Source organism: Candidatus Moraniibacteriota bacterium, from assembly GCA_016699425.1.
Classification (GTDB): Bacteria; Patescibacteriota; Minisyncoccia; order Moranbacterales; family UBA1568; genus SSEF01.
The window spans coordinates 977622-1004133 of record CP064975.1 but is presented as its reverse complement, the minus strand read 5'-3'; the positions used below and the strand labels follow the sequence as shown (position 1 = coordinate 1004133).

Sequence of the window (26512 nt, the reverse complement as noted above, 5' to 3'; positions counted from 1 at the left end):
ATCTCGGTAGCTGTTCATACTCTTGGCATACCTATGCGTGGGGTGAAGAAAAACACACAGAAAATTTTTGCGAGTCTATTCCTTTCCGTGCTCGTCTTCCAAGGCGTTCTTGGTTGTGCGGCATCGGTGCATGCGAATCAGACTATCCAGACCCCGGTCGAGGCTGCGACGGTGGGTGGGGCGACTAACGCGGGTGTGAAAGAAGGCCAAGGGATAGCCACTGGAGATGTGTCCACTGGATGCAATATAGGCAATATCACCGGATGTTTGAAGGACTTTTCACTGTGGTTACTCAATCTGATTCGCAGTGCGATCATCCTCATCATTGCTTCCCCGGCCGCTGCGCTTTTCGTCTGGGTGGTCAATCCGGCCAATGTCTCTGGTCCAAACGGCATCCTGAATTTCCCCGCCGTCTATACGCTCTGGCAATTTATCCGGGACTTCTTCAATTTGTTCTTCATTTTCATTCTGCTCTTTTCGGCCTTCGCGACCATCTTCCAGGTAGATAGCTTCAATATCCGTAATATCTTCAAGAACATCCTCCTCACGGCGCTCCTCATCAATTTCAGTTTTCCTATCACGCGCTTTCTCATCGATGTGGCCAATGTGCCGATGTACTACTTCATAAATGACGTCATCGGTGCGGGGGGTGGCCAGGGGGCGGTGATCGCGATGAACAACCTGCTCGGGTTTTCGGGTACGGCGGCGGCGGCACTGACGACGGATTATATCCCGACGTTTGCAGCGATCATCTTCGCCTTCCTTTTCGGTATTTCGCTCGCGGTGCTCTCGGTCATGCTCATCGTTCGGCTCATCGCACTCACCCTCCTCCTCGTTTTTTCGCCGATCGGCTTCGCGGGGTCGCTCTTGCCAGGATTCAACAAATACGGACAGGAATGGTGGAGTAAGTTCTGGAGCTATGCTTTTTTCGGTCCGGCGGCCGCGCTCATGCTCGTGGTCTCGCTGAAATTTCTCGAGGCGACCCAGACGGCCAATGTCTGGCGATCAGTGGACCAGGTGTCGACCAATGCCAGTGTCAGCGCTAGTGGATCGACACTCATCACCAATGTGATTTTCTATACGATCCCGATCATTCTCATCTGGGCGACCATCGGCCTGGCCAACAAATTCGCCATCGCCGGCTCGGCAGCTGTCGTCGGTATGGGCTATGGGGCGGCGCATTGGGCACGGAAGAAGGTGCAGGGCGCAGCGATGGCACCAGTGAGATTGGTGGGGAAGGGCGCAGCTGGGACGGCCAAATATGCTGGGAGGAAGATTGAGACGAAGCTCGCTGCATCTGATAAAAAATGGGTGAAGTACTTGAGCCCGACCGTGTTGAAATCCGCCTTCAAGCAGCGTAGTGAGGCTCAGCATCATGAGGACCAACTTCCTATCGATATGGCAAAGGCGCGGATGCACGATGAATTAAATAAAGCATTTAGTAGCATCCCAATTGTTAATAAGTTTACACACGCGGATTCAACCAACTATGCGTTCTTGGAGCAGAATAAACAAAAAGCTCATTATGAAGCAGAGATCAAGGAACAGGGAGGAGGGGAGGTTAATGAAAATGTAGTACGACGAGCGCTTAAAGAGGGTTATGAGGAACGTAATTCAGCAAAAGTGCTGGCAGCGAGTACGCTCCTGTCTCGGATAAATGGTCTGGATAACGTTGCAGCGGATTTCGCGCATGAGTTGGGTACGGCAAGTATTGATCCGGTCACCGGATTGGTCGATATCACTGAGAGCTATAAGGACACCATGAAAAAAATTCTGGAGGATGTGGGCGTGGACGAACAGGCAATTATGAAACACATGCATAACTTCGGTGAAAATGCGAAGATGAAAGGGGATATTGCTTTTGGGGACTTCTATGAACCAGATGTTGCAACGGGAACCTGGACAGGCACATCTGACCATGCCGGGACTGTTGCGGGGAATTTCAAGAAAATGAAAGCGCAAACACGGCAGGATGTCCTGCATGCCCGGGGTCTCTTTACACAGGTTGTTGACCCAGCTTCAGGCAATCGAAAATATGGTGATATGCATGCGTCTGGATTAGCAGTTGCTATGGAAATAAATAATAATGATGTGGGTAGCGCATCTCGAACGAATGCAGTAGTCCAGAGTGCGATCCTGGATGCCTATGAGGGGGCAGTGAATACTGCCACGAGTGGAAACTATAGGAACTTTAAGGCCGCGTATAACACAAACCCAATGTTCCGAGAGTACGTTGAGAAAACTGTTAAACCGACACTGCCATCTGGACACACGATGCCCACACGACTCATATAATTAACGAATGAACAGTATTGTACCCCCCCGTCTTGCACATAACGTTTAATATAGTCCCCATGTTATGACTGTGAGTTCACCAACTACCCCGCCAACAGACTTCAAACAATGGTCCGCGAAGGTCTCAGAGGCGTGCGCCCGACATGATGACAACTTGGCATATTCCGCTTGGCGTCAGTGGGACGTGATGGCAGGACAGGCACCTGCATCATCGAAGGAGATGTTGACACAGATGAAGGACCCTCTCTTGTTCATTGCTTTCCCAAGTCTTCCGGTAGATCAGGCAGTGGCAATCATTGAAAGACAATTTGTTGATCTGTTGACGAGTGAAGTGGATATCGATGAGGTGATCAAGAGCCGGTTTCTGTACTTGGGTTATGGTAATCAGGAAGGGGATCGAAATGCTTTTCGGGATGCTCTATTACACAATGAACAAAAAATTGGACAAAGAACGGTCCGCGACTGGGTCCAGAAATTCGATAAAGACTTCCCATCGATGGAGCGCGAAGGGACTGCAGTGAACATGTTCTTTACCCGTGTTCCGGAGATCGTCTCTATGAGTAAGAATCAGCAAGGGGTACTTCGTGAAGTATTACGCGTGTATGACCAATGGTTTGCACGTCCCATTACTACAGTCTATGATGTCGCTGGAGTGTATGAGAAACTATCTGAACTTGAGCAGAAAGGGGTAAGAGAAGTAAACCCAAATGAGTTCAGAGCAAAGTATTCATCTATGAGTAACTCTCAACAGAAGGGAGTTTCTGCAGGTACTGGTCGCCAACAAGCACCCGCCCAAAAAACGATCCGATTACCGCTGCTCAAGGCGATGAGTGAGTATCGGCATCTGTCGGAGCAATTGCTGACGAATGAGAAGATCAAACTAAAGACGTCGATGGAACCGGTGCGGCCGTCCTTGGGCAATTGGCTGCGGAGCTATCGCGAGGAAATTGGTATCGGCTTCCATGAGACCGCTCAGCGGGGGAATTTCCTCTTCCAGTCCGTGAATTGCAAACGCCTCTCCAATGACGACCGGGCGCGGCTCAATCTCATTCTGAAATCAGTCGAGGAGGATTTCCCATTGGAGATCGATACGACCCATGAGACGATTATCTTCCCGCGGACCGATGATGCATCGATGGAATTGGCTCAAGTGAAGACTCAGCCGATGAACCGAACTATCCGCCCTCGCGGGTTGCCGGCGAATCCGGCCGTGGCAGCACCGAATATCCAACCGACCACCCCGACCGTCCCGTTAGCTGTGAAGTCTCAACCGGCACCGACATTCAAACCCCTCTTTGGAAAATCAGCGGCGCCAGAAAAAAATGTCTCTGGCGAGACTCTGCATTTCTCCACCGGCCATGTGCTGCCCGCGGAACGTGAAGTTGATACGGCCCCAACAGGCGTAAATGAGGCGCTCCGCCAGATGCAACAGCCGACTCAGGGAATCCGGCGTGAACCGAAAGCCTCGCTTTCGAAAAGTCCCTACTCTATCCGTCCGCTTCGTGCGAGGAATGGTGGGAACGGAGACATATAAATCTCGTACAGCTATTGTATATCACTACACCGATGCATTAGTGTAGTGATATACTAAAGAGGCGGAGACTTCTTTTCATGTTGGCAGAAATGGAAAGCAGGCTATCCTCGAATACAAAAGCGTTATGATGTTCAGTGTCCCGCAATTCATCGATGTCGAGGACAAGATCGCTGGTCCGTTGACCTGGCGGCAGCTCTTGTGGATGATCGGCATGATGATCACCCTCCTCGTGCTCTACAACACTATCGGTACCACGGGATTCTTCGTCATCGGCATACCGCTCATTCTCCTCTTTGTTGCCCTGGCCTTCTATCGGCCTCAAGGGGTACCGCTCATTGTGTTTCTCTTCCACGGATTTTCATTCTTGTTCCGTCCCAAAATCGCTGTCTGGGAGCGACCGACGGCGCGGATCCGTCAGGCACCTGTTGAAACAGCTCGCGTCGTGGAGGCACCCAAGGAAAAACGTATTACCTCCGAAGAGCTTCGTCGTCTCGCCAATATCATGGATAGCCACTAGTCTCGATCTATGGAACTTCTTTCGAAGAAAAAGTCAGGGAGTGCTAGCACACAGCGCTATGTCGATGTCGAAGAAATTCGCGATGGTGTGCTCGTCCTCAAGACCGGGGCACTTCGAGCGGTGCTTCTTGTTTCATCCATCAATTTTGATTTGAAATCAAGCGAGGAACAAGATGCGATCATCTCCCAATACCAGAATTTTTTGAACTCGCTCGATTTTCCTGTGCAGATCGTGGTGCAATCGCGGCGTTTCAATATCGATCCGTATATCGAACTCCTCAAGGGGAAAGAAGCTCAGCAAATGAATGAGCTTTTGCGTTTCCAAATGCGGGAGTATCAAGGTTTCATCAAGAATTTGACGGAGATATCGAACATCATGTCGAAATTCTTCTATGTCGTGGTGCCGTTTTCACCGGTCGAGAACAGCCAGGGCGGATTTTTTCAGAAGATGGGCGATATCTTCAATCAAAAAAAGACGGTCGGCTTGAAGACGGAGCTCTTCTACACCTACCGGACCCAGCTCATGCAGCGCGTCGAGCACGTGGTGGCAGGACTCTCTCCGATGGGTGTCCGGGCGGCGGTTCTCGAGACGGAGGAGCTTATCGAACTACTCTACAACAGCTATAACCCATCGCTTTTTGCCTCAACGATCGTGAAGAATATCGAGGCCATTGAGCTTCAGTCATAGGTATGGCACGAGAACTCATCATTTTTGACCGGCCAATCAGGAAGGTATCCGTGGTAGATCCCATGAATATCACGACGCCTGGATCAGGCCAGGCTCCGGTTCCGCCATCGCGGCCAGCGCCGGTGGTAAAGACGTCTCCAGTGCCTCCAGTAGAGGTGGTCGCCGCGCCGGTCCGCCAACCGAAAGCGTCTGTTACGGTTACCGAGCCGCAACCAAAACCGTTACCGAAGGCAAGACCGAAACCAAAGCCGACGCCGAAACCACGACCGAAGGTGGAACCATTGGTGATAGTCGAGGCCGATCCGGTCACACCGCCAGTGGCTGTACCCGAGCTCGAACCGTACATCGTGCCTGACCCCCCCGTCCGGGAGGCCCCGATGCGAGAGGCCGTCGCGGTGCCTGACTATGAGGCCTTGCTTCAGCCACAGGCAAACCGTGAGGTCTGGGCCAAAGAAGTCGTGTCACATGTTGCGCCCGAAGAACGTGTTGTGCGTGCACAGTCAGAAAAAGCCGGTATTTTCAGCAAACTCTTCAAGAATAATCCACGGATTCTGGAGCTGGATGAAGGACTGGATACGGAGCAGTTGTACCAGAAGGGCCTGGCGACAATCAAGGACCTGATCGCTCCGCCGGCTATCCGGGTCACTCCGGCGTCGATGCAAATCGGCGATGTCGTTGCACGCGCGCTGTTTGTCATCGCGTATCCACGTTTCCTCTCGACCAATTGGTTTTCCCCGATCATCAATCTCGACTTTCCGATGGACACGGCGCTCTTCATCCATCCGATCGAGACGGCCGAGATCCTGAAACAGCTCCGGAAATCAGCAACCCAGGTGCAGTCGCAGATGAATATCGAAGTCGAAGAAGGGAAAATCCGTGACCCCGTGCTCGAGGCAGCCCTTCAGAACATCGAAGAACTGCGCGATCGGCTTCAGCAAGGGACAGAGAAGTTCTTCCGTTTCGGACTGTACATGATGATATACGGAGCAGACGAAAAGGATCTCTCACAGAAAGAACAGTCTGTCGAGGCGATGCTCGAGGCGCAGCTCGTCTATACTAAACCGGCCGTACTCCGAATGGATGCGGGTTTCGCATCGACGCGTCCGCTCGCGAATGATGCCTTGGATGTCGCCAACAACCTGAACACTGAGCCTTTGTCGACGACTTTCCCCTTTGTTTCCTCCGATCTCTCTTCGAACGAAGGAATCCTCTATGGCATCAACCGTCATAACAACTCGCTCATCCTCTTTGACCGGTTCAAGATGGAAAACGCAAATATGGTGGTGTTTGCGAAGTCCGGTGCTGGAAAGAGTTATACGGTGAAGCTTGAAGTCTTGCGGGCGCTCATGTTCGAGTCGAGCGTCATCATCATCGACCCTGAAAATGAGTACAAGCATCTCTGCGAGACAGTTGGCGGGGCATTCCTGAAGATTTCGCTGAATTCGGATATCCACCTCAATCCGTTTGATATGCCGAAGGTGGGCGCTGACGATGAGTCGGACGGCGTGTTCCGGAACGCTATCGCCAACCTCATTGGTCTCCTTCACCTTATGCTCGGCACTCTGTCGGCCGAAGAGGACTCTATCCTGGATCAGGCGATCCGAGAAGCCTATGCCATTCGTGACATTCACGAAGATTCGAATTACGAGTCACTGACGGCCAATTCCTTTCCGACTATGTCAGACTTGTACGCGGTCCTGAAGAATATGGAAGGGGCGGATTTGATCGCGGCACGTCTCCAGCGGTATACGGAAGGGATTTTTTCGGGGTTCCTCAATGAGCAGACGAATATCGACACCAACAATCAGCTTGTGGTGTTCAATATCCGCGACCTGGAGGAAGAGCTTCGGCCGATCGCCATGTATATCATCCTTCAGTACATTTGGAACGATATCCGCTCGAAGCTTCGCCAGCGTCTCATTGTCGTCGATGAAGCGTGGATCATGATGCAAAACGAAGACGCGGCCTCATTCCTTTTTGGTATCGCCAAGCGCTGCCGCAAGTACTACACGGGCCTCACGACGATCACACAGGACATCTCTGACTTCATGTCTTCGCGCTACGGCAAGCCGATTATCACGAACTCGTCCATGCAGCTCCTCCTCCGTCAGTCGCCGGCTTCCATTGATTTCATCACGGAGACGTTTTACCTGACGGACCACGAGAAGTTCCTCTTGCTCGAGTCGAATGTCGGCGAAGGAATCTTCTTCGCTGGGACGAAGCACGCGGCGATCAAGGTTATCGCTTCATATAGCGAGGACCAGATCATCACTTCTGACCCGCGCCAGCTCCTGGAAATTGAAGAGGCGAAGCGGGAATTTGACGCCAACAATCCTTAGGTTCTATGGATGAGGATTTTGATCTCGAGCTCGACCAGCTTCAGCAGAGCAAATGGAAGCAGTTGAAGAGCGCGACACACCTTGCTCTTGAGCACCGGAGAAGGGTCAAAGAGGGAGACCTCTCCGTGTTTCTTATGCCGCTGGCTTTTGCACTTGCCAAAGATGGTATCTTTGATTTCATCCCATTCATCGGTCTCGTCTTCGGGTTCTTCATTTCAGTGTACCTATTCATCTTCATGTGGGGGCGAGGGAAATGGAAGGTCCGTTTAGTCGTCTTCTTCCTTTCATTGCTCGACTTCATCCCTTTTATAAATCTTATCCCGTTCCAAACGGTGTGTGTCCTATATGCGTACCATGTAGCAAAGAAGGATGCTGATAAATCCAAAGGGGTGTTAGACTCACTCGATCGAGCCACTCCTAAGATGGCGGGTGATCTCCGTGGCGTGGCGCGACAACGCGCGTTAGTTCAGAGTAGAGCCGCCCAGGAGACGGCTTCCTCAAATGCTTCGGCTGACGCGTCTACGGAAGCGGAAACGCTCTCTGCTCAAGGGGACGTCGCACAAAACCCGAGAATGACCCGCCTTTCGAGAGGTGCTGATTGGGTGCCGGTGGTTGGATCGGCAAAGATGGTCGGTGAGTCAGTAACGGGAAAACGGCTTGATGGTAGAAGACTTTCTGGGACTGATCGAGTGAGGCATGGCGCGACAGGAGCGGCGTTTATGGCGGCTGATATGACAGGTGTGGGAGAAGTAACCAGACTCGGGAAAGCGGGCATGATAGCTACAAAATTAGGTGAGCAGGAGGTCGCACGTGCTGCTGGGAGACAAATGTCAAAAGAAGGAGGAAAACTCTATGAGAGGGGAAGGCAGCGTGCGGCTGCTAACGATGCTGTGATGCGCCGGGCAGCGTAAAGGAAAAAAAGCATGAGATGATCGGCGCGTCTGTGAGAGTGTATAATAAGTAAAGATGAACCATTCTAATACGGAATGAGCGACAGCACCGAGACTCCGTGGTCATTTTTTGAGGGCAGAAATTCAGGTTCTCCCGGATTTGATCCGGTAACCAATTAATTTGATTTGGTTTGAGCTTTCCAGTTTTTATGGAACGATGGATACAGGTAGTTGCTCGGCACAAGGAATTCCTCGGAACGATGACGGTCGTCACTGGTTCGTTACTCGTTCTGTGGTTTCTCGGCGGGGATGATCGTATCAGTCCGATGCTTCAAAGTATCATTGCAGCGATCGGTATTTTTCTCATCATGCCGCTCGCGTACTGTAAGGTACTGCTCGGTCGTCCGCTGTCAGCACTTGGCTTCCAAAAAGGGAATGTCTGGGCCGGCATCGGGGGAAGTGTTTTGGCGCTCATTGCCGCATTAGCTGCACTATTTGTCTTGTGGAATTTCACTCCGCTTCTCCAAGACTATCAGCTCCCGGTGGTAGTCCAGGAGCAATTCCTCTTTTTTGTTCTGTACGAGGTATTCCTGAATGGATTCATCGTGCTGCTCTTTGAGGTATTCTTTCGAGGGTTTATAATGTTATTGTGGCTCCGGAGGTGGGGGATTTGGTCGGTCGTTGTTCAGGCGGCACTCATCGGTTTCCTGTTCTATGCCAGCGATGACATCAACGCCTCGACCATCCCATCGCTTATTTTTGCTCCGTTTGCCGGACTCATCGCCTATCAGTCTCGATCTCTCTGGTACAGTTATGGCGCATCGTGGTTTTTCCTGTTTCTGACCGATGTCATGGTGCTCATCCTTCGCTGAAATATGTTGAGTTTCAGAAAACACAAAAAGATCCTGCAGCTCGCCCGTCTCTTGATGAGTTTGGAGCTGTTTATTGTTTCTGTCTTGCCTGCCTCAGCCGGGCTCTTTGGGGGATCGCCGAGTATCAAGATACCTTCCCCTTCTGAAGCGGCAGCGGATATTGAGAGACGCTATCATGTAAACACTGGTGCCGTCCAGGAGCAGGGTGAAACGATGAATGTCGCTAACGCCAAGAAAATAACACCGGAGGTTTCACTCTTCTTCTCACCCTCGGACCCGAAGCCGGGGGAAAAACTTACCGCCCGTGCTTTTCCATCTGGTTTTATGAGTGAGGCGAGTAATCTTTACTTCACGTGGTTCCTTATGCGGGCGGGATGTGAAGGCAACCTCAATATTGCCCGCTGCGATCTGAATGGTGACAACTGGGCGGACGAGGAAGACTACATGATCGAGGCGCACCGGATAATCGCTTCCAATGACCTTGACTTGGCCAACGTGAATTATGGAGTGGATACTGATAACGATGGTTACTTTGCCCGTTTCGGAGGGGATAACCGGGTCAATGTCCCGAATCACTGCTACTATCATGACAATACTAGTGGTGAGAATTACGAGATCGTCGATGCCGATGTCGGAGAGGTTGATTGGGGCTGCCCAGCTGGCACTCAACCAATTTGTATGGTGGGGAGCGCCAATGTCACGCCGGGCATACTGGAACTCAGTGCGACCGGTGGGACGGCGAGCTCGTCGAGTGATGGGAGTGGTGCCGGGGGCGGAACAGCGACCGGTGGGACGGCGACCGCAGAAGGTGAGACTTTCAATCTCGACGAAGCGAATGACTATGTCTCGGGCCTGCCGTATTGTACCCAGTCTGGCAGCCCGGCCTGCAATGTCGGAACACCATGCTGCGTTTCGAATCCCGCCACGGCGACATTCTGTAGTATCGGTCTAACGTACTGTTCACGGCCTGGCGGCGTCGGCCGAAGCAATGCAAATCCAATTTGTCGGCACATATTCCCCCAGGCCCCAGGTTTTACGGCCGGGGACGGCACCTACGGCGCTGCCGAAGAACAGTTCTGGCGGACCAATCCTGCTGATCCAGACACAGCTGATAATGGGAATAAAGATGAGGCCAATGTAGTCGGGCTCGGCCGGGACACCTTTATTTGGAATTATCAGCCGGGCGATAAGGTGGGAGTGGTGGTCGAAGGGACTTCGATGAACGCGACCAAGTATCGGGACTCATCCAATATGATCATGTGGGCCTGGTCGAAGAATAATTGTCCGAATAACGGCAATACTGGGTCATATACACGGAATATTGCTGGTTATGAAGTAGTTATCCCAACTATTGCGCATGATCTGCGCTGGTGTGCTCGCTGGAACCTGGTCGATCCGGCTGAAGGTGGTCAATCAACGAATCTTAATCTCTCAGTCACGGCTTCACCCGAGGATCCACTCAATGATGTCACGACTCGGGGTGACGGTGACCAATTAAATGCCGTGGCCACCATCGACAACTCGGCCCGCGGAATACAACAGGTGTACTATGATTGGCGGGTTGAGCTCTCGCCAGACGGGACAGCCAATCCAGCAGCTGGTTGGGTGAATATCACGAGTTCGCTGAACAACCTCCCGGGTCGTCGGCTCTTGTCCCAGGTCCGGGGCAATGGTGTCAATAAGGTGCAGCTCGACTTGAATATGCAGAGAACAGATACGTTCAACGGTCGTCCTTTCACGAACTATCTCCTGAACGATATCGGCTATCTGCGCTTCCGCGTGGATGCTGCCGAAAATTTTAGTGGGACTGGAACGACTCGCCGGGGACGGAGCGACGTCATTGTGAAGTTCAATGCGAGCCAGGATCGCATCCTCGCCCATACGGTGACGGCAGCTGGCGATCCGGCCCGTGTCTCGATCAATGCGGCCAACGAGATTTGCTCGGGCATCGTGAATCCGGCAGATCCGCCCGAACAGCAAGCCCTCTCTCGTTTGGATGGCAAACTCTGTCGTGTTATCAAGAATGAGATTATCGGGCTGGAAGTGCCGGGGGCTGGACTCTCGAATTACAATTGGACCATCAATGGTCAGCCGCTCATCTGTAATGCGCGGGTATCCGCCACGAGTTGCTTCGATGATCGTCAAGGGAACATCAACTTCTTCCCGGTGATTGGGAATGTCGGCGATACATTCAATATCACCGTCACAGCGAACCAGGCGAGCACGGCCGGCTCGACGGAACGAACCGTGACCATCTCTCGGACTTTCCGGATAGTCCAGCCATCAGTGAGTATCGTATCGAATGACATGGGCAGCGTCTGGCCCAAGACACTTGGTCAATACCTGGACACGGACGGTGGCGCTTACACCGAATATAGCAAGGAAACGCTGGAGACAATGGCGGGGAGTACGGTCCCGGTTCGGGCACTCTTCACTCCTGATTTCCTCGCAAACATTCCTCCGCCACAAGTCGAACGTTCCTGGAGTGTCGATGGTGTACCATATGGTGATGGGACGACGAATACGATTGCGTTCTCAGCGAACAAGATTGGACAAGCGGTCTATAATGTTTCTCTGACCGCCGTCTATCGACCCAGTACGCTCACTCGTCAAGCGATGGAGGATATTTGGGGACTTTCTTCACTCGATACGACAGAAAGCTATTTTGGCGGCAGTACCCAAGTCGAACAGCCGGAGATACTGAATATTACTCAAACGGGTGTGAAGAAGTACTATGCACTCATCGCAAGCTATCTCCCTGGATCGGTACTCTTTTCGCTGAAGGTGTTCTTCTCTGTTGCTCTCATCCTTTTTGCTTCGGGAGTCGTGTTTGCGGTCATCCCCAATGTACCAGAAGCAGCTATATCTCGGAATCGTCAGTCGCGCTAAAGGAGACAGAAGACCCTCCTTCCGGAGGGTCTTCTGTCTCTATTGTTCAAGAGAGTAACCACCCTATCTGCCGATAGGCAGGGTACTCACAGGTTCTCCAGACATCCAGCGTCAAAGGCTAGCCCACCTCACTCTCGTTTTCACTGTGCCATGGGAGAGACTCGAACTCTCAAGGGATTACTCCCACTAGCTCCTAAGGCTAGCGCGTATACCAATTCCGCCACCATGGCAAATATATTTCTGCTAGACACTTCTTCCGCCCAGGTATGGTGTCCTATAGTGCCGTTGCTTGAATGTCTGTCGCTACCTCTCCCGCACTCCTAGAAGCGGCTGAATGCGCCGTATCTCATCAGCGAGCGCCCCAGCATCCTCGTACTCACCGTGGTGCCGCGTGGTCCGGCCATACGTTTCGCGCTTCTGATCGAGGTGAATACTACATTCTATAGAGTCAGGCTTGGATTTCACATAACAGTGGAAGCGCGGATAACCCGAGCTTCCGAGCGGTCGGATGAAGCTAGTTTCGGTCCCTTCTTCTCGTTGGAATATATAGCCAGCACGACGGAAGAGTGTCACGGTGGTGTCCGATGGGTGTTCGATGAGGAGCTTCATAGCCAAATGGAGAATAGCGTTCAGGGGTGGGTGTACGTCTTCTCGTGACAGTCTCGTCAAGCGCGGGGAGCAGCTTTTCGGGTACAGATGGATGTGTCAGTGAAGACTATAAGCGGCACATGCTCCTCACTTTTGGGCTAGATAGCAATTGTCGGAGTGCTGGGAATCCCTGTCTGCCGACAGGCAGGGAACCCGGGTCACACGCACCCTTGCCCTGTCACATTTCTTGTCGGAGTGCCGGGAATCGAACCCGGGTCACACGCACCCGAAGCGTGCGTAATACCACTATACAACACTCCGATTTCAGGCGACGTGATGGCGTCCGCGGATGGTTTTATCCTCTGACTCGCGCTCCTCATGGATCCGTTCTTGGGCGAGGAGTCGGAGTGCATCGAGGTCATTATCCATGAGTTGCCGGGCTCGGTCAAGAAGCTGTTCCCGGACATTCCGCGCGGGGTCATCGATGACTTCGGCGAGGAGACACTCAAGTAACGCCCCAATCTTCGGACCAGGTGAGAGATTAAGTTCGGCCATGAGCGCTGATCCATCGACCTTCAGCATTTTCACCGAGGTTGCATCTTGAGAGACTTTGTCGACCATGTATTCGAGGTGACGGAGTTTGTAGGGTTTGGCCTTGGGGACACCCGAGCCAAGCCGATCACCGATGCGCACGGCCATGAGGTCATCCATGTTTTCCAGGCCGACACGTTTGATGAGTCGCCGGACGGATGCTTCAGTCACTTCACCCACATTGTAGTAGAAGAGGTGATTGTCGACGAGCATCGCAGCATGGTCGATAATCTTCTTCGGGTAGCGAAGCCGTTCAAGAATCTTCTTCGTCATGCGACCGCCGACATGGTCGTGATTGTAGAACGTCGAATGGTACCCCTCGCCTCGTTTCGTGCGCGGCTTGCCGACATCGTGGAGGAGCGTGGCGAGCCGGACCGAAAGTTTTGTCGATGGACAGGTTGCGAGAGCACGGAGATTATGTTCCCAGACGGTATAGATGTGGTGTAGGTTCTGGGCGACGCCGACACCCTCTACCAGCTCGGGGATGATATGCCGAAGTAAACCAGTTTCTTGGAGGAGGGCGACTCCTTGGCTCGGGTGGGCCGACAGGATTATCCGTGAGAACTCATCGCGGATGCGCTCGAATGCGACGCGAGTCAGGATGTCGGCGTGTTTCTGGAGCGCTTGTCTGGTATTCGCCTCGATCGTCCAAGTCAGGTCCGCTTGCTTTGGATCGCTCAGTTCGACGGGGAGGCGGATGGCGCGGAGGAGTCGCAGGCCGTCTTCGGTGAAACGGTCATCGGGGTTACCGACCGCTCGGATGCACTTCTGCTCGATATCAGTCTGTCCATGAAACGGATCGATAATATCGATCTCGGTCTCGTTGATGTTTCCTGTTACCCGTCCGGCCATAGCGTTCACGGTGAAATCGCGGCGCGCGAGATCAGCCTCAATCGAGGTGACGAAAGAGACTGTATCAGGATGGCGCTGGTCGCTATAGCCGGTCTCGGCGCGAAAGGTCGTGACCTCGATTATCTCTTTCTCCTTTGTGTCGGATGAAGGCTTCTGAAGGGGAGCATTTTCGGACGACTTATCAGAGGCTTCAAAGACCGCTTCGTTGTTGGCAGGAGGTTCCGGACTGAAGCGTTCAACTTTCACCCCACGGTCCCAAAAGTATTTTCATAGACTGACTCAGGGAACACTTTCTGGATTTCCTCTGGTCGAGCATCAGTTGTAATATCCCAGTCCTTGGGCGTCCGGCCGATGAGGAGGTCGCGCAGCGATCCACCGACGATATACGCCTTGAATCCAGCCTGTTCCAAGGCGCGGAGCGTTTCCAAAACGGGAGTGGGGATAGGATATCGCATAGCATTTTCAGTCTAACATGTAGATACATGCGAGGTTCGAGTATAGGCGGCCGCAGACAAGCCGTCAACCATTGTTTGAGTAGCGGGAGGATAGAATTGCGGTGAGACTGATGATCGGACGTGTAATTGAAAGTGCTGGAATAAACTATTTGACTGGTACGTCTGACGGGGGGGATAATGAAAATGTAAAGGCAGATCTAAACCATCTAAACGAGCTCTATGGATTTTGAAGCGCAGTCGACAGAAGGGTCGTCACGGGAGTCGTACGCGGCCAAAGAGGAAGAAATCGCAGCACAGAAGAAATCGATTGCAGAGGCAGTAGCAGCCGGGGACTATGACAAGGTGGCAGAACTGGCCAAGCAGGCGAAGGCCTTGGAAGGAGCCAAGGATGAAATGTTGGGTAGTGCACGGGAAGAAGCCGGCGACATGAACAAGGCTATTGGTGAGAGCAAGGTGGCGGAAGCGGCAGCTCAGGAACAAGCGAGAATCGCGGAAGAAGCCCGACAACAGGCAGAGGCTGATGCGGCCGCAGCTGCCAAGCTGTTGGGGCAGATCAAGGACGGGAATCTTGAAGGAGGAACAGGAGTAGCCGAAGTGGTGCAGGAGGGTTCGGTTGGGGAAATGCAGAAAATACAGGAGAAGAGGTCGGTACAATTGTCAATGCAATGAAAAAGCAGGGATATTATAAGGAAGCATTTTCAGCGTTGAAGCCTGGGGAACAGCCATCGCCAGAGTTAGCGACCAAAATGATTTGTACCTTGATACAATCAAGCGATGCTGAGTTCAATGATTATGCGAAGGTATTAATGGATAAATTATCGTTTGATGGAGAGAGTGTGAAAAAATTTGTTGTAAAAGAAGTCATGGATGGCAAAGGTATAAACGAGAAAGACTTGAGAATGATGAAGGTTGCTGATATTGATCCTGCCTCGCTTCATGATGATGCAGTCAAAGAACTTGATAGTTTGTTGTACCTGGTAACGCGTCGAGACGGAGCAGTTCGTTCTGTCGGAGATGTAGTGCAGTGGAAAAAGACATTCGGTATTTCCGAAGATGAGTATGCGGAAGCTCTCCGCGGGCTTTATGGAAAACAAGGCAGGGATATCGGTGATGATAATATGCGGGCGCTTGGATTCGTCAAAGAGGAAAACGGCCGTACATTGTGGGCTTGGGAGAAGCCATAGAATAGCACCTTAATAGTAAAAACAGCGGCTGAGCCGCTGTTTTCTTGCGCTGATAACACCTACAGAGTCCGGCGTTTTTCCTCGACTTGGTAGGAGATGAGGGTATCACCGACCGCGAGCTTCACCGCGCCGTCGAAGACGAGGCCGCATTCGTTGCCTTGACCGACTTCATCAGCGTTTTTCTTGTTCTGTTGGAGATTACCCATTTTTCCGGATCCGATGATTTCTCCATCGCGCTTGACTTCGAGGAGCGTGCCGCGGACGATCTTCCCTTCGGCGACGCGGCCACCGATGATCATGTCGCGCTTGCCGCTTTTGAAAATGGCGAGGATGGAGAGTCGGCCGAAGTCAGTCCGGATAATTTCTGGCGGCAGGAGGGCGGCGAGATCGCTCTTCACCGTCTCGACGAGTTTGTAGATGATACTGAAGCTCTGGATGGCGACGCCACTGGTTTCGGCGATGCGTTTGGCGACCGAAGTCGGTTCGACATTGAACCCGAAAATCTTTGCGCTGCTCGAGGCGGCGAGTTTCACATCGGATTCCGTGATGCTACCGACGCCTGACGCGATCTCATCGAGTGCAACTTCCGGATGTTCGATAGCGCTGAGGATTTGCTGGAGCGCCTCAAGTGAGCCCTGGACGTCAGCCTTGATGATGATGGCAAAACGCTTCACATTCTCGTCTTCCTTTCGGATCACTTTCTTCACTTCACCTTCCTTGAGAAGCGCTTCCTGAGACTTCATCCGGGCGAGCGACTTGCCACTGACGACCTGGACCACATCGTTCACTTGGGGGACATCGCTGAAACCATAGAGAATGGCGGGGACCGACGGACCGGCTGACTCACGATTCTTGCCGGTGAAATCCTCCAGTCGGCGGACGCGGCCGAACGCTGAACCAGCGATGATATCCTGGCCGACTTTGAGCGTGCCCGTTTTCACGAGCACCGTCGCGACGGGACCCTTTTGGGGATCGAGGTGGGATTCAAGTATGACAGCGAGACCATCGCGCTTTTCATCGGCGGTGAACTCTTCGACTTCGGCCACGAGGAGGATTGCATCGAGGAGCTTGTCGATGTTGATATTGCCTTTGGCGCTGACTTCGACACACATGACATCCCCTCCCCAGCCTTCAAAGAGGAGACCATTTTCAGCGAGCTCTTGCTTGACCCGATCAGCCTTGGCCTCGGGCTTGTCGATCTTGTTGATGGCGACGATGACGGGGAGCTTCTTCTCATTGATGAACTGGATGACTTCTTTCGTCTGAGGTCGGACGCCATCGTCGGCGGCGACGACGAGGATGGCGATGTCGGCGATCGAGACGCCGCGTTCGCGCATACCAGAGAAGGCCTCGTGTCCGGGCGTGTCGATGAAGGTGATGAGCTGGCCGTGCTTCTTCACCTGATAAGCGCTGATCTTTTGGGTAATACCACCTGCTTCACCGGCGGCGACATTTGCCTTGCGGATGGTGTCGAGCAGAGTCGTCTTGCCATGATCGACGTGGCCGAGGATGGTGACGATTGGCGAGCGGGGAACGAGCTTGCGATCTGCCTCGGTTTTTTCAGCTGCGACAATCCGGGCCAGGTCGACGAGTGTGAGTGAGCCGGCCTTCTCCTCCGTATCGGCGGTTGTCTGGAAGCCGAGATCGTTAGCGATGATGGAAGCCGTGTCAAAGTCGATCTCTTCGTTAATCGTCGCGATGATCTTGTTCTTCATGAGCTCCATGATGACATTCGAGACCGGGACATGCAGAAACTCCGCCAATTTCTTGACGGTCATGGTTTCGGGCAGGGCGACGGACTTCATGGGTTCAGTCTCGGGTGTGCTCATGGTGGTTGATGGGTCGGGTGAGTAAATTAATGATGGGAGGCGTTCGGTGAGTTCAGACTTTCTTTTCGGTGGCACTTTGTTCTGCTTCTCGGATCACGGCCTTCTCTTCCTCGGTGAAGGGGTAGCCATCGGCCTCGCCCTGTTTGACTGGTTTGGCGAAGACGCGGGTGCCTTCGCGGGTGTGGAGCGAAGAGAGCACGACACCCGAGCCTTTGCCATCGAGGAGCGCCACGGCGAAACTCTGATGGCTGCCAGTCTCCGAGAAGGGGTTGAAACGCCGGACTGCACACTTGTGGAGGCTCCGGCCCCCGAGTTGATGGAGCGTATTCGAAATCTCAAAGAGTTCCTGGACGTCGCCATCGACTGAGGCGATGAGCGCTTTCTCTTCGAGCAGGAGTGTTTCGAGATCCTTTGCCTCTTTGCCGGAAAAAAAGATGCCGAGCTTCTTCTCTTGGTCTCGGAGTTTCCGGGCGAGTAGCGCCATCCAGATGGCGAGTCCACCCAATAAAAGGAAAAAAACGCCCAGACAGGCGAGAAGAAGGGTCGGTTCGAGGAGTCGCGCGAGCATAGGCCTGTACGGGGAGCCTAGCAGGAATACGGCGCGCTGTAAACCAGGTCGAGTCGGGGGAGGCTGTCCCTCAGAGCCTCATTTTGCATCTTTCCAATGCCACCACTTGAGCTTTTCCGGATCATGCTGTCGGTGGGAAGTATAGTAGACGGCACAGCGGAAGGCATAGAGGACACAACGGTCGATATGAGTACCGCGGAGCCGTTCCAGCTTGCGATAGAGCCGTTCCGGATCTTCGCGATTCAGACAGCTCGGGCGTTTTATCCCGAGATCGCGGAGGTCTCGGGCTAGGCTTGGACCGATGCCGGGGATAGATTGGAGAGAATCAGGAGAGGTTTTCTTCATAATTCTATTGTACACTGCCTGTGAGAACCTCGAGTGACCGCTCCGCCAGTACATTAGTGGGGTGGTATACTGGAAACAATTAACGTATAACTATGGGAAAAATCATCGGGCTGGTCGTGGTGGCAGTGCTCCTCATTGGCGGGTTCCTCTACTGGAATAGCCGGCCGAAACCGGTTGCGAACGATATGCCGCTGGCGGGTCAAATGGATCCGAACAATGAAGTGGCTGCCAAGAATCCAACTCCCATGGCGGAGGAGAAAGGTATGGTGTCCTCCCTCAAAGAAGCGATGGGGCTCGGTCAGAAGATGCAGTGCACCTATGCGATGAGCAAAGGGGATGATCAGGTTGTGTCAACCGTTTTCATCGAAGGCAGCAAGGTGAAGTCGACAACGACCGTGGGTGATATGACGATGTACTCGCTCATGGATGGTGAAAACCAGTATTCGTGGACGAGTGCTTCCAAGACCGGCATGCGGATGTCCAAGGCCTGTCTCGAGAAGCTTCAGACGAGTGTGAAGGATCTGCCCAAGCCTGCTGGGGCACCGACTCCAGCTGAGCCTCAGGATATGGAGAAGGCGTTCGATATGGCCAAGAACGTGAAATGTGAACCGGCATCGGGTGCTGATTTCACGATCCCGAAGGATGTCACGTTCACTGACCAGTGCGCGATGCTGGAGCAGTCGACGAAACTCATGCAAGAAATGAAGGATAAGTTGCCGGCCGGGATGACGCTCCCGAGCGCGCCGGCTCCCGTACAGTAGCGGGAGAGTCAGGGGCGCGTGCGTTTCCGATGGATGGGGGAAAGGATTCACGCGGATCTGAAAAAATTAATCTAACGATGTGGAAACAGGAGCACCAACGAAGCATCTACGAAGTCAGTCGAATAAAGTTCTGGCAGGAATTTGCGGTGGTCTGGGTGAATACTGGGCCGTCGATCCGGTGGTGTTGCGACTGTTGTGGATTCTCGTCACCGTCTTTACGGGATTTGCACCGGGTGTCATCGCCTATGTCCTCGCAATTTTTATCGTGCCTGTAAAGCACGCGGAACGCACCGCATCCGAATCATCCAGACCGTAATCATGTAATCTGGCGTCGTGTGGAGAAAATCAAGGTGGAAAATCATGTTTTCTCTGGCGGGCTGTGGTGTGTTGGCTGGCTTTTCACGATTGGTTTCTTGCACCTGACGTTTGGGCAGGGAATCTTGGCCGTCATCCTTTGGCCGTATTTTCTCGGGGTCGCCCTCGGCCCGATTCTTCTCCCGAACTAGATGGGCTATCTACGGACCGCGAGTAATTCCAGGGTTTGAAGCACGGATGTGTTGGGACTCTAAGCGAACTTCTCCTCTCGGGGGTTCGGGTCTGTCGTCGGAGCAAATTCAAATAGAGTCTTATAAAGGACCCGATTTGAATTTCACTATCAATCCTGGTATAGTCTTTTCATGCTCCACAATCGATACACGAAAACCTGGTCCGGCTTTGTCCACAATACCGCAATCCTATCCTGATAGAGCGGAAATTTTAGCCTTTTCAGTTCCGCCTGTCAGGCGGTTTTATTTATTCTTTACTCTCTTAAAATATGATTCTTACTGACCGCTCGTTCAGAAAGCTTATAATCGCACTGGCCATATATCTGACTTCATTATTCGCGGCCAACACATTGGGCCTGAAAATTATGCCCTTCATTTTTGGGTCTCATCTCTCTGTCGCAGTGTTTTCATTCCCCATCGTGTTCTTGATGAATGACGTAATCGGCGAAGTATATGGGAAGAGCATGGCAAAATATTTCGTTCTCGCTGGGTTTTTGAGTACGGCACTGTTCATCGCATATTCACTTGTGTCGCTTGTTATGCCCTGGTCTGAGGCTGGGGGCTGGGTACGGGATGGCTATGATCAAGTCTTCGGGGTTTCGGTACGGATTGCTCTTGCTTCACTCGCCGCATTCTTGATCGCACAGTATCAAGATGTCTTCTCCTTCTTTTTCTTTCGAAACAAGCTGAAAATAAAGTATTTCTGGCTCCGCTCATCTCTGTCTAATCTGTGGTCGCAATTGCTGGATACGACTATTTTTATGGTCATTGCCTTTGCTGGTGTCTACAGCGCTTCCACGTTGGTGAGCATTATTTTCTCCTGGTGGTTGTATAAGGTCGCAATGGGGATGCTCTATACGCCCCTTTCCTACATAGGGATTCATCTCCTCAAAGATAATGAACAATAATCAGTACCTTCATCTATATGCATACTCAAGCCATAAAAACTCGGACGTTTTTGGAAGGAGAGAATCTTCTACCATTTATAACTTCTTATATTGAAAAAATTCCTGAGAAGTCAGTCATTGTTATTACTTCCAAAATAGTTGCTCTTGCAGAAAGAAGAACGGTGATTATCAAGGATTCCAAAACGAAAGAGGAAGCGATCCGTGCTGAAAGTAGCTTTGCACTGAAGACGAAATACGTTTGGCTTACTATCAAAGATGGGATGATCCTGCCCTCAGCCGGCATCGATGAATCAAATGCCAATGGCAAACTCATTCTGTTACCAAAGGATAGCTTTCGATCTGCCTCTCTCATCCGCATGAAGCTACAGAAATATTACAGAGTGAAAAACCTGGGGATCATTTTGACGGATAGCAGAACGATGCCGCTCCGCTCCGGTGTGGTCGGAATAGCGCTGGGGTATGCGGGCTTTCGCGGTCTCAGAGATTACCGAGGGAAACCGGATATCTATGGTCGAAAGCTCAAGTTCTCGAGTACTGATGTGGCGGATAGTTTGGCAACCGCGGCAGTTCTCCTTATGGGCGAGGGAGACGAAAAACAACCACTCGCTCTTATTCAGGATGTGCCAGTAGAGTTTTGTGAAAGAGTGAATCGGAATGAGCTTCACATTGATATCGAGGATGATATGTTTAAGCCCCTTTTTCAAAAGATGTTAAGGCGCTGAATTATTTCGAGATGGGTAATGCTCTAAAGTGGAACCTTTTTTGTTGCCCTCTGTTGACTTTATGTAAAACTCTGATAGTATGTTCAGTCCAGTTTGGACATGAGTAGGAGGTGAATTGGTTAGGGTAAAGCAATCATTTTTTACGAGAGGAGTTGAGCATGATACCGAACGCGTATCTGTGTACCCCAAAGATTTCTCTGCGCCAAGCGTGGCAGGAAAAGAACGTCGGACTGATGGCGTTCATATCGGGCGTTCTAGGCGCCCTCATCTGGGTCGCTAACTGCATTTTTGCCTAAAGCAAGCGTGGCAGCGGCCGAGACGAACAAAGGAGTGGTGAGCCTAACACGGCAATACCCACTCCCTTTTTTACGCTAAAACTGTCCCCATCTCTCCCACCATCTTCCCAATACTTCTCCAATCCAAAGTCCTAAGTTTGTTCACTAGAGGGAATACTCTCAAAGAAGGGCTGTAACAGCCTTATTTATTGTTATCACGGATGGGATTCAAACATCATGTATTGACTAAAGTTGCTAAAGTAAGTAGTCTGATAAGTCCTTGAGCTCGAGGACAGATTATCCAACCTACATCGAGGGAGGTAGAAGCATGAAGGTCATTAACAAGACATCGTATCCCATCATCGCTTTCGGTTACCACGTTGAACAAGGTTATGCCGAGGACGTTACCATCCAGCCCGGTGAGTCCGCTGATGTCTCTGGACCATACGTTGGTGAGATGGGTGGCGGTGACTGCTACATCCATCTGGAGGGCGCAATCACGTGCCACGAGGGACCGGATGATGACCACGGTTTTCAGGTAGTCAGAGGGACTCAGCTTTGTCTGTCGGCCGATGGTCGAGGTGTGACAGTGCGTCACCACTTGGACGAACCGGAGCCATGCGTCGTACAGTGGCGGCATGCCCAACCATTGCGGAAGAAGTGACCCGCGAGCAGAAGACTGCTCCTCCGGGTCTTCTGTTTTTTATCGACACTGGTTCGGATTTCTGATTATCCTTACCTAGACCCTCTCGATTCAAAGCCTCACCTGTCCGCTCGGTTGAACCAATAAATAACAAAGTTTATTCAAGACTCAATGTATAGTCTTGCACGCTAGCCTACACGCCATCAGCGAGGAGGGACTTCAAGAGTTTGGGCAGCGCGATGGATGCAACACCGACGACACGGTCAGCCCCGCCGTAGTAGGTGATGAGCTTGGTCCCGCGGACGACCGCACCGCAAGGGAAGACGACATTGGGGACAACCCCCACGCGTTCATAGTCTTCCTCGGGGCTGAAGAGCGGGTGCCGGCTGCGGCCGATGATGCGTTCGGGATTTTCGAGATCTAGGAGAATCGCCCCGACACGGTAGTGACCATCGTACTCAGAGACACCGTGGTAGAGGATGAGCCAGCCAGCTTTAGTTCGTATCGGGGCGGTGTTGATGCCGATCTTTCGGCTATCCCACATGCCGCGCCGTGGGAAGATGAACGGACGATGCATCAGAAATCGCGAGGTGCCGTCGAAGGCAAGGTCATCGAGAAAATTGATGTCGATCGAGGGCTGGATGCGATGCAGGACGACATACTTGCCACCGATTTTCTCCGGAAAGAGGCAGGCGTCTTTGTCATCGATGCCCGGCGGCGAGATGAGGACTGGATCGGAGAAACGTTCGAAACGTTCGGCGAGGAAATCATCGACTGGGATAGTCGTAAGCGCGACGCGCGGCGGGGTAGCGGCATCAACCGCGGTGTAGAGCATGTAGTAGGTATCGTTGAAACGCGTAAGGCGGGGATCTTCGCAACCGGAATTACCCGGCGCGTTCTTTGTTTCAAACGGCGCGCGGGGGATATAGACCGGATCGGGGAGGCGGCGGTTGATACGGAAACCATTCTTGCTTTCCGCGTACCCGAGGACAGAGGTGTCATCGGCGGACATCGCACGGTAGAGGATGACTGTTTTCCCTGGGACGTCGATAGCAGCGGGGTTGAAGACTGCTTTGGCTTCCCAGTCATGTTTCGCGACGGGTGCGAGCACGGGATTGTGCCCATAGCGCTCAAATTGCGGTCGCCGTTTGGGGTCGGATCGCATCTCCTTCAGTATTGTCTTCAAGCTCCCGATGGCGACGCAGGTGGTTGTGTCAGCCGCACCGTAGTAGAGAAACAGTGAGTCACCGCGTAGCACAACTCCAGTCGGGAAGACGATATCCTTCACCTTGCCGTAGTGTTCATACTCTTCCTCTGGGACGAGGAGTGGCACATCAGTTCGGGCGATGATTTTCCGAGGATTCTCGAGATCGAGGAGCACGGCTTCGACCGTGAAAATGGGGGAGGCGGTATGGTACTGCTGGATATAGGAATAGAGGAGCAGCCAGCCTTCCTTGGTTTTGATCGGCGCCGCACCGATCTCGACGTGATCATTATCGGTCCGCTGGAGTTCGAGTCCGTGCTGGTCTAATTCCTGATACCAGGCCTGCCAACGCGCCTGATCCCAGAGGTCGGTCTCATCGTCAAAGGAAGCGAGCGCGATGGTCGCAGGTGGCTGATCGGTATTGGCTGAGAGTATCGCCCAGAGTTTGCCACCGATTCGCTCCGGGAAAAGCGTCATCGCTTTCGCATTGAAGGGTGTGATGTGATGTTTCTCGAACGTTTTGAAGTTCTTGGTGATGGCGAGACCGACCGAGATGCCCTCGGCGCGGAAGGGGAATTCCGAGAGTGCTGTATAGAACACATAATATTTGCCATCGCATTTTGTGACTCGGGGATCTTCGCAGCCATAGCGTTCCCAGTGCAGTTCTGGCTTGATGACCTGGCGGTGATTCTTGAAATGTATCCCATCAGTACTCTCGACGTGGCCAATGGATGAAAGGGAGAGCCACGGCCCATCGTCGTGGAGGAGCGGGAGAGACTGCGCTCGATAAAGAAGACGGGTCTTGCCTTTCTCCCGAATGGCCGATCCATTGAAGGCCCCATCAGACTCCCAAGGGAGGTCATTCTGTGGTACGAGGATTGGGTTTTCGAACGAGCGTTTGAAGAATGGCATAAGGAGAGATTAGGAGGATAGTTTTTTTACGTTCATCTTCGTGAGGGTGGGGGCGTATTTTTCAAGAGATCACCGAGGAAGGAGTCGAGATCGGCCATCGCGACCCCCGTACTGCGATCAGCTGCTCCGTAATAAACGAGGAGCTTCTTGTCTTTAATGACGGCACCGCAGACATAGATGACACCAGGCTTGTGGCCGCTGTTTTCGTAGAAGGTTTCCGGCTCGAGTACCGGTTCTAGGGCACGTCGGAGAATTTTCTCGGGGTGTTCGAGGTCGAGGAGCATGACGCCGACTTTGTATTTACCCGGGTCCCGCAGATCCATACCATGGTAGAACACGAGCCAGCCATACGCGGTCTTGATGGGTGGTGCGCCGACCCCACGGACGATATTGTCCCAGGCACGCAGCCGAGCCGGCTCGATATAGCCGCGGCCACCATGCGACTTGAGACTTCGGATATAGTGGCCATCCCCAAGTCTTTTCAGGCTGTCAACATATTCAATCCGGATTTCAGGGCTCAGACCGTGGATGATCGCGTATTTTCCATTGATTTGCTCTGGGAAGAGAACCCAGTTTTTCTGAATTTCTCCCGGCAGCGAGATGAGCTTCGGTCGGGCCCACTCCCAGCGCTTCGCAAGGAAATCGGCTTTGGCAATATGTGTGAGCGCGACACCGGGGGGATTGGCGCCATCGAAAGCGACATAGATGAGATAGACCACCCCATCGATTTCGACGAGTCGCGGATCTTCGCATCCGCCCGTCCCACCGCCGGAGACAAAGGACAGTGCGTGTGTCCGAGCCGCTGACTCGGCAGCACGAGACGGGACGAAGGCGGGGTTGGCGTGTCGTTCATCAATGTGGACACCGTCTCCGCTCGAGGCATACCCGAGAACGGACTGTCCGTCATAGCCTTGTGCCCGATAGAGGAGATGGATGCGTCCGTCGAGGCAGATGGCAGCCGGATTGAAGGTCGCGAAGGCCTCCCAGGAATGTCTGACGACTGGTTCGATGATCGGATTTTGGGCGAAACGCTCGATCGGGATGCGTATACCCGGTATGCGTGGCGGCAGGGGGAGTGCCGGTCGAACGCGCTGCCGGTACGTTTCCCAGTAGCGAGCGATCGGGTATGATTCAATGCCGTGTTCCGCTGACTGGAGATAGATCGAGAAGTATTTCCCGATGTTCCCTCCGCCGATGATCGCAGCGTCTGGTGGCGTATCGATCGGTGCGGTCCACAAAGCATGATCACTGCGCCACAATGTGGTCGTCGGATGCTTGCGATCGAAAAGTGCGGCGCCGATGACGATCTGGCCGGAGCGGTCCTGAGCCGAGTAGACGAGGAGGGTGCCTTGCACAGTGATTTCGGCATGCAGGGGAGAGAGATTCGCTGCATCAAAGTTGTTCGGCCGAACAGTGAGGACATCACCGAGGTCCTTCCAGCGGGTTAGGTCGCCAGTTGATCGGGCGAGCGAGATGATCCGGCCATCTCGGCTGAAGAAGGCGAGCGCCGGACTTTTTGCGGTCAGGGTTGACTTCGGAGCAAGTACGACACTCGGGGCACGGAAGCTATCGGTGGCAGCAATGATCTTCCATGCACCATCCTTTTCAATCGCGGCGAAGAGTGTGTTCTTCCGTTCATCGAGGAAGCTGAGCAGCGTCTTGGTGCCGAGCGAGCCGGCGCGGAGTTCGGGCGAGGAACCCAGCACGGTCTTGGTGCCGTCTGGACGGTACAGAGCGACGAAAGAAAGTGTTTTCTTGAATTTTCTGCCATCCGGACTCTCGACCGAGAAGATGCCCGGCATCGAGCGCTCGGCAGAACGCCAAAAAAGATACACTCGGCCACCTCTTTCAAAGACAAGCAAGCCCTGATGATGATTCGCAGAAAGCATTTGTTTTCTTTTGTAATTGTATTTTACCACTAAATCACGCTGGCTGCAGTAGTGATTCCATCCGGGATAGTTCGTTCAAAACACCCGCGTTATCCTCAATTCTGAATGTTTGATGCGATAAAATTTCATGCTTGTTCGGCAGTGCTCCGTCATTCTCATCCCCCACGCACGCCAAGCAGTTGGCGTGCTCCATTCCTTGTTCGCTCCGCTCTCTGCGG

At 52.8% G+C, this 26512-nt stretch carries 24 protein-coding genes and 2 tRNA genes; 16 read left to right on the top strand and 10 right to left on the bottom strand.

Annotated features, from left to right (window positions below):
• Window positions 1–33: 33 nt before the first annotated feature.
• From IPJ68_05250 to IPJ68_05215, 8 genes are all read left to right on the top strand, one after another.
• Window positions 34–2295, top strand: coding sequence for a hypothetical protein (locus IPJ68_05250; GenBank protein ID QQR78452.1), 2262 nt, complete (start codon window positions 34–36; stop codon window positions 2293–2295).
• Window positions 2296–2365: 70 nt separating this feature from the next.
• Complete coding sequence (locus IPJ68_05245) at window positions 2366–3829, top strand: hypothetical protein (GenBank protein QQR78451.1); 1464 nt, start codon at window positions 2366–2368, stop codon at window positions 3827–3829.
• A 124-nt stretch (window positions 3830–3953) separates the two neighbouring features.
• Window positions 3954–4346 carry a PrgI family protein gene (locus IPJ68_05240; protein ID QQR78450.1) on the top strand — a complete coding sequence of 131 codons (393 nt, stop codon included), beginning with the start codon at window positions 3954–3956 and terminating at the stop codon, window positions 4344–4346.
• Window positions 4347–4355: 9 nt separating this feature from the next.
• Window positions 4356–5033: a hypothetical protein gene (locus IPJ68_05235; protein QQR78449.1), complete on the top strand. Its 678-nt coding sequence runs from the start codon at window positions 4356–4358 to the stop codon at window positions 5031–5033.
• 377 nt (window positions 5034–5410) lie between these two features.
• Window positions 5411–7372 (top strand): ATP-binding protein, encoded by a 1962-nt coding sequence (locus tag IPJ68_05230; GenBank protein ID QQR79257.1) that lies wholly within the window; start codon window positions 5411–5413, stop codon window positions 7370–7372.
• 5 nt (window positions 7373–7377) lie between these two features.
• On the top strand, window positions 7378–8283 hold the full coding sequence (locus IPJ68_05225; protein ID QQR78448.1) for a hypothetical protein: 906 nt from the start codon (window positions 7378–7380) through the stop codon (window positions 8281–8283).
• 188 nt (window positions 8284–8471) lie between these two features.
• Window positions 8472–9134, top strand: coding sequence for a hypothetical protein (locus tag IPJ68_05220; GenBank protein QQR78447.1), 663 nt, complete (start codon window positions 8472–8474; stop codon window positions 9132–9134).
• 3 nt (window positions 9135–9137) lie between these two features.
• A complete protein-coding gene (locus IPJ68_05215; GenBank protein ID QQR78446.1) occupies window positions 9138–12023 on the top strand; it encodes a hypothetical protein in 2886 nt (961 codons plus the stop codon).
• Between the two features lie 146 nt (window positions 12024–12169).
• Here the strand turns inward: IPJ68_05215 and IPJ68_05210 are convergent.
• The 5 genes from IPJ68_05210 to IPJ68_05190 all read right to left on the bottom strand — a co-directional run bounded on the left by IPJ68_05210 (window position 12170) and on the right by IPJ68_05190 (window position 14509).
• A tRNA-Leu gene (locus IPJ68_05210) sits at window positions 12170–12253 on the bottom strand.
• A 73-nt stretch (window positions 12254–12326) separates the two neighbouring features.
• Window positions 12327–12632 carry a hypothetical protein gene (locus IPJ68_05205; protein ID QQR78445.1) on the bottom strand — a complete coding sequence of 102 codons (306 nt, stop codon included), beginning with the start codon at window positions 12630–12632 and terminating at the stop codon, window positions 12327–12329.
• Window positions 12633–12861: 229 nt separating this feature from the next.
• Window positions 12862–12932 (bottom strand) — tRNA-Pro (locus IPJ68_05200).
• 3 nt (window positions 12933–12935) lie between these two features.
• On the bottom strand, window positions 12936–14300 hold the full coding sequence (locus IPJ68_05195) for an HDIG domain-containing protein (GenBank protein ID QQR78444.1): 1365 nt from the start codon (window positions 14298–14300) through the stop codon (window positions 12936–12938).
• Window positions 14297–14509 (bottom strand): hypothetical protein, encoded by a 213-nt coding sequence (locus IPJ68_05190; GenBank protein QQR78443.1) that lies wholly within the window; start codon window positions 14507–14509, stop codon window positions 14297–14299. The genes IPJ68_05195 and IPJ68_05190 overlap by 4 nt, the downstream gene beginning before the upstream one ends.
• A gap of 219 nt (window positions 14510–14728) precedes the next feature.
• Between IPJ68_05190 and IPJ68_05185 the strand changes: the two genes are divergently transcribed.
• Both IPJ68_05185 and IPJ68_05180 read left to right on the top strand, forming a co-directional pair.
• On the top strand, window positions 14729–15178 hold the full coding sequence (locus IPJ68_05185) for a hypothetical protein (GenBank protein ID QQR78442.1): 450 nt from the start codon (window positions 14729–14731) through the stop codon (window positions 15176–15178).
• Window positions 15175–15693 (top strand): hypothetical protein, encoded by a 519-nt coding sequence (locus tag IPJ68_05180; protein QQR78441.1) that lies wholly within the window; start codon window positions 15175–15177, stop codon window positions 15691–15693. The genes IPJ68_05185 and IPJ68_05180 overlap by 4 nt, the downstream gene beginning before the upstream one ends.
• 59 nt (window positions 15694–15752) lie before the next feature.
• Here the strand turns inward: IPJ68_05180 and IPJ68_05175 are convergent, their stop codons facing one another.
• From IPJ68_05175 to IPJ68_05165, 3 genes are all read right to left on the bottom strand, one after another.
• Window positions 15753–17522, bottom strand: a complete 1770-nt coding sequence (locus tag IPJ68_05175) for a translation initiation factor IF-2 (GenBank protein ID QQR78440.1) — start codon at window positions 17520–17522, stop codon at window positions 15753–15755.
• A 52-nt stretch (window positions 17523–17574) separates the two neighbouring features.
• Window positions 17575–18090 (bottom strand): DUF4446 family protein, encoded by a 516-nt coding sequence (locus tag IPJ68_05170; GenBank protein ID QQR78439.1) that lies wholly within the window; start codon window positions 18088–18090, stop codon window positions 17575–17577.
• Between the two features lie 78 nt (window positions 18091–18168).
• Window positions 18169–18435: a TfoX/Sxy family DNA transformation protein gene (locus IPJ68_05165; GenBank protein ID QQR78438.1), complete on the bottom strand. Its 267-nt coding sequence runs from the start codon at window positions 18433–18435 to the stop codon at window positions 18169–18171.
• 92 nt (window positions 18436–18527) lie between these two features.
• On the opposite strand from IPJ68_05165, the gene IPJ68_05160 reads away from it, so the two are divergent.
• From IPJ68_05160 to IPJ68_05135, 6 genes are all read left to right on the top strand, one after another.
• The gene (locus tag IPJ68_05160; GenBank protein QQR78437.1) at window positions 18528–19196 is read left to right on the top strand and encodes a hypothetical protein; all 669 of its coding nucleotides are present in this window, start codon (window positions 18528–18530) and stop codon (window positions 19194–19196) included.
• 79 nt (window positions 19197–19275) lie between these two features.
• Window positions 19276–19512 (top strand): PspC domain-containing protein, encoded by a 237-nt coding sequence (locus IPJ68_05155; protein ID QQR78436.1) that lies wholly within the window; start codon window positions 19276–19278, stop codon window positions 19510–19512.
• 19 nt (window positions 19513–19531) lie between these two features.
• Complete coding sequence (locus IPJ68_05150) at window positions 19532–19702, top strand: hypothetical protein (protein ID QQR78435.1); 171 nt, start codon at window positions 19532–19534, stop codon at window positions 19700–19702.
• A 308-nt stretch (window positions 19703–20010) separates the two neighbouring features.
• On the top strand, window positions 20011–20649 hold the full coding sequence (locus IPJ68_05145; protein ID QQR78434.1) for a queuosine precursor transporter: 639 nt from the start codon (window positions 20011–20013) through the stop codon (window positions 20647–20649).
• A gap of 17 nt (window positions 20650–20666) precedes the next feature.
• Window positions 20667–21371, top strand: coding sequence for a coenzyme F420-0:L-glutamate ligase (locus tag IPJ68_05140; protein ID QQR78433.1), 705 nt, complete (start codon window positions 20667–20669; stop codon window positions 21369–21371).
• Between the two features lie 603 nt (window positions 21372–21974).
• Window positions 21975–22310, top strand: coding sequence for a hypothetical protein (locus tag IPJ68_05135; protein QQR78432.1), 336 nt, complete (start codon window positions 21975–21977; stop codon window positions 22308–22310).
• Window positions 22311–22482: 172 nt separating this feature from the next.
• Here the strand turns inward: IPJ68_05135 and IPJ68_05130 are convergent, their stop codons facing one another.
• Together IPJ68_05130 and IPJ68_05125 are read right to left on the bottom strand one after the other, a co-directional pair.
• Entirely contained in the window at window positions 22483–24405 is a 1923-nt protein-coding gene (locus IPJ68_05130; protein ID QQR78431.1) for a hypothetical protein, read from the bottom strand.
• A 32-nt stretch (window positions 24406–24437) separates the two neighbouring features.
• The gene (locus tag IPJ68_05125) at window positions 24438–26294 is read right to left on the bottom strand and encodes a hypothetical protein (protein QQR78430.1); all 1857 of its coding nucleotides are present in this window, start codon (window positions 26292–26294) and stop codon (window positions 24438–24440) included.
• Window positions 26295–26512: the final 218 nt, after the last annotated feature.

Bases quoted from the DNA above. Each gene is read 5' to 3' on its own strand.
- IPJ68_05180 (QQR78441.1), top strand. From the start codon at position 15,175: ATGAAAAAGCAGGGATATTATAAGGAAGCATTTTCAGCGTTGAAGCCT.
- IPJ68_05135 (QQR78432.1), top strand. From the start codon at position 21,975: ATGAAGGTCATTAACAAGACATCGTATCCCATCATCGCTTTCGGTTAC.
- IPJ68_05240 (QQR78450.1), top strand. From the start codon at position 3,954: ATGATGTTCAGTGTCCCGCAATTCATCGATGTCGAGGACAAGATCGCT.
- IPJ68_05235 (QQR78449.1), top strand. From the start codon at position 4,356: ATGGAACTTCTTTCGAAGAAAAAGTCAGGGAGTGCTAGCACACAGCGC.
- IPJ68_05140 (QQR78433.1), top strand. From the start codon at position 20,667: ATGCATACTCAAGCCATAAAAACTCGGACGTTTTTGGAAGGAGAGAAT.
- IPJ68_05220 (QQR78447.1), top strand. From the start codon at position 8,472: ATGGAACGATGGATACAGGTAGTTGCTCGGCACAAGGAATTCCTCGGA.
- IPJ68_05190 (QQR78443.1), bottom strand. From the start codon at position 14,509: ATGCGATATCCTATCCCCACTCCCGTTTTGGAAACGCTCCGCGCCTTG.
- IPJ68_05185 (QQR78442.1), top strand. From the start codon at position 14,729: ATGGATTTTGAAGCGCAGTCGACAGAAGGGTCGTCACGGGAGTCGTAC.
- IPJ68_05125 (QQR78430.1), bottom strand. From the start codon at position 26,294: ATGCTTTCTGCGAATCATCATCAGGGCTTGCTTGTCTTTGAAAGAGGT.
- IPJ68_05175 (QQR78440.1), bottom strand. From the start codon at position 17,522: ATGAGCACACCCGAGACTGAACCCATGAAGTCCGTCGCCCTGCCCGAA.
- IPJ68_05165 (QQR78438.1), bottom strand. From the start codon at position 18,435: ATGAAGAAAACCTCTCCTGATTCTCTCCAATCTATCCCCGGCATCGGT.
- IPJ68_05250 (QQR78452.1), top strand. From the start codon at position 34: ATGCGTGGGGTGAAGAAAAACACACAGAAAATTTTTGCGAGTCTATTC.
- IPJ68_05160 (QQR78437.1), top strand. From the start codon at position 18,528: ATGGGAAAAATCATCGGGCTGGTCGTGGTGGCAGTGCTCCTCATTGGC.
- IPJ68_05130 (QQR78431.1), bottom strand. From the start codon at position 24,405: ATGCCATTCTTCAAACGCTCGTTCGAAAACCCAATCCTCGTACCACAG.
- IPJ68_05215 (QQR78446.1), top strand. From the start codon at position 9,138: ATGTTGAGTTTCAGAAAACACAAAAAGATCCTGCAGCTCGCCCGTCTC.
- IPJ68_05205 (QQR78445.1), bottom strand. From the start codon at position 12,632: ATGAAGCTCCTCATCGAACACCCATCGGACACCACCGTGACACTCTTC.
- IPJ68_05230 (QQR79257.1), top strand. From the start codon at position 5,411: ATGCGAGAGGCCGTCGCGGTGCCTGACTATGAGGCCTTGCTTCAGCCA.
- IPJ68_05145 (QQR78434.1), top strand. From the start codon at position 20,011: ATGATTCTTACTGACCGCTCGTTCAGAAAGCTTATAATCGCACTGGCC.
- IPJ68_05170 (QQR78439.1), bottom strand. From the start codon at position 18,090: ATGCTCGCGCGACTCCTCGAACCGACCCTTCTTCTCGCCTGTCTGGGC.
- IPJ68_05225 (QQR78448.1), top strand. From the start codon at position 7,378: ATGGATGAGGATTTTGATCTCGAGCTCGACCAGCTTCAGCAGAGCAAA.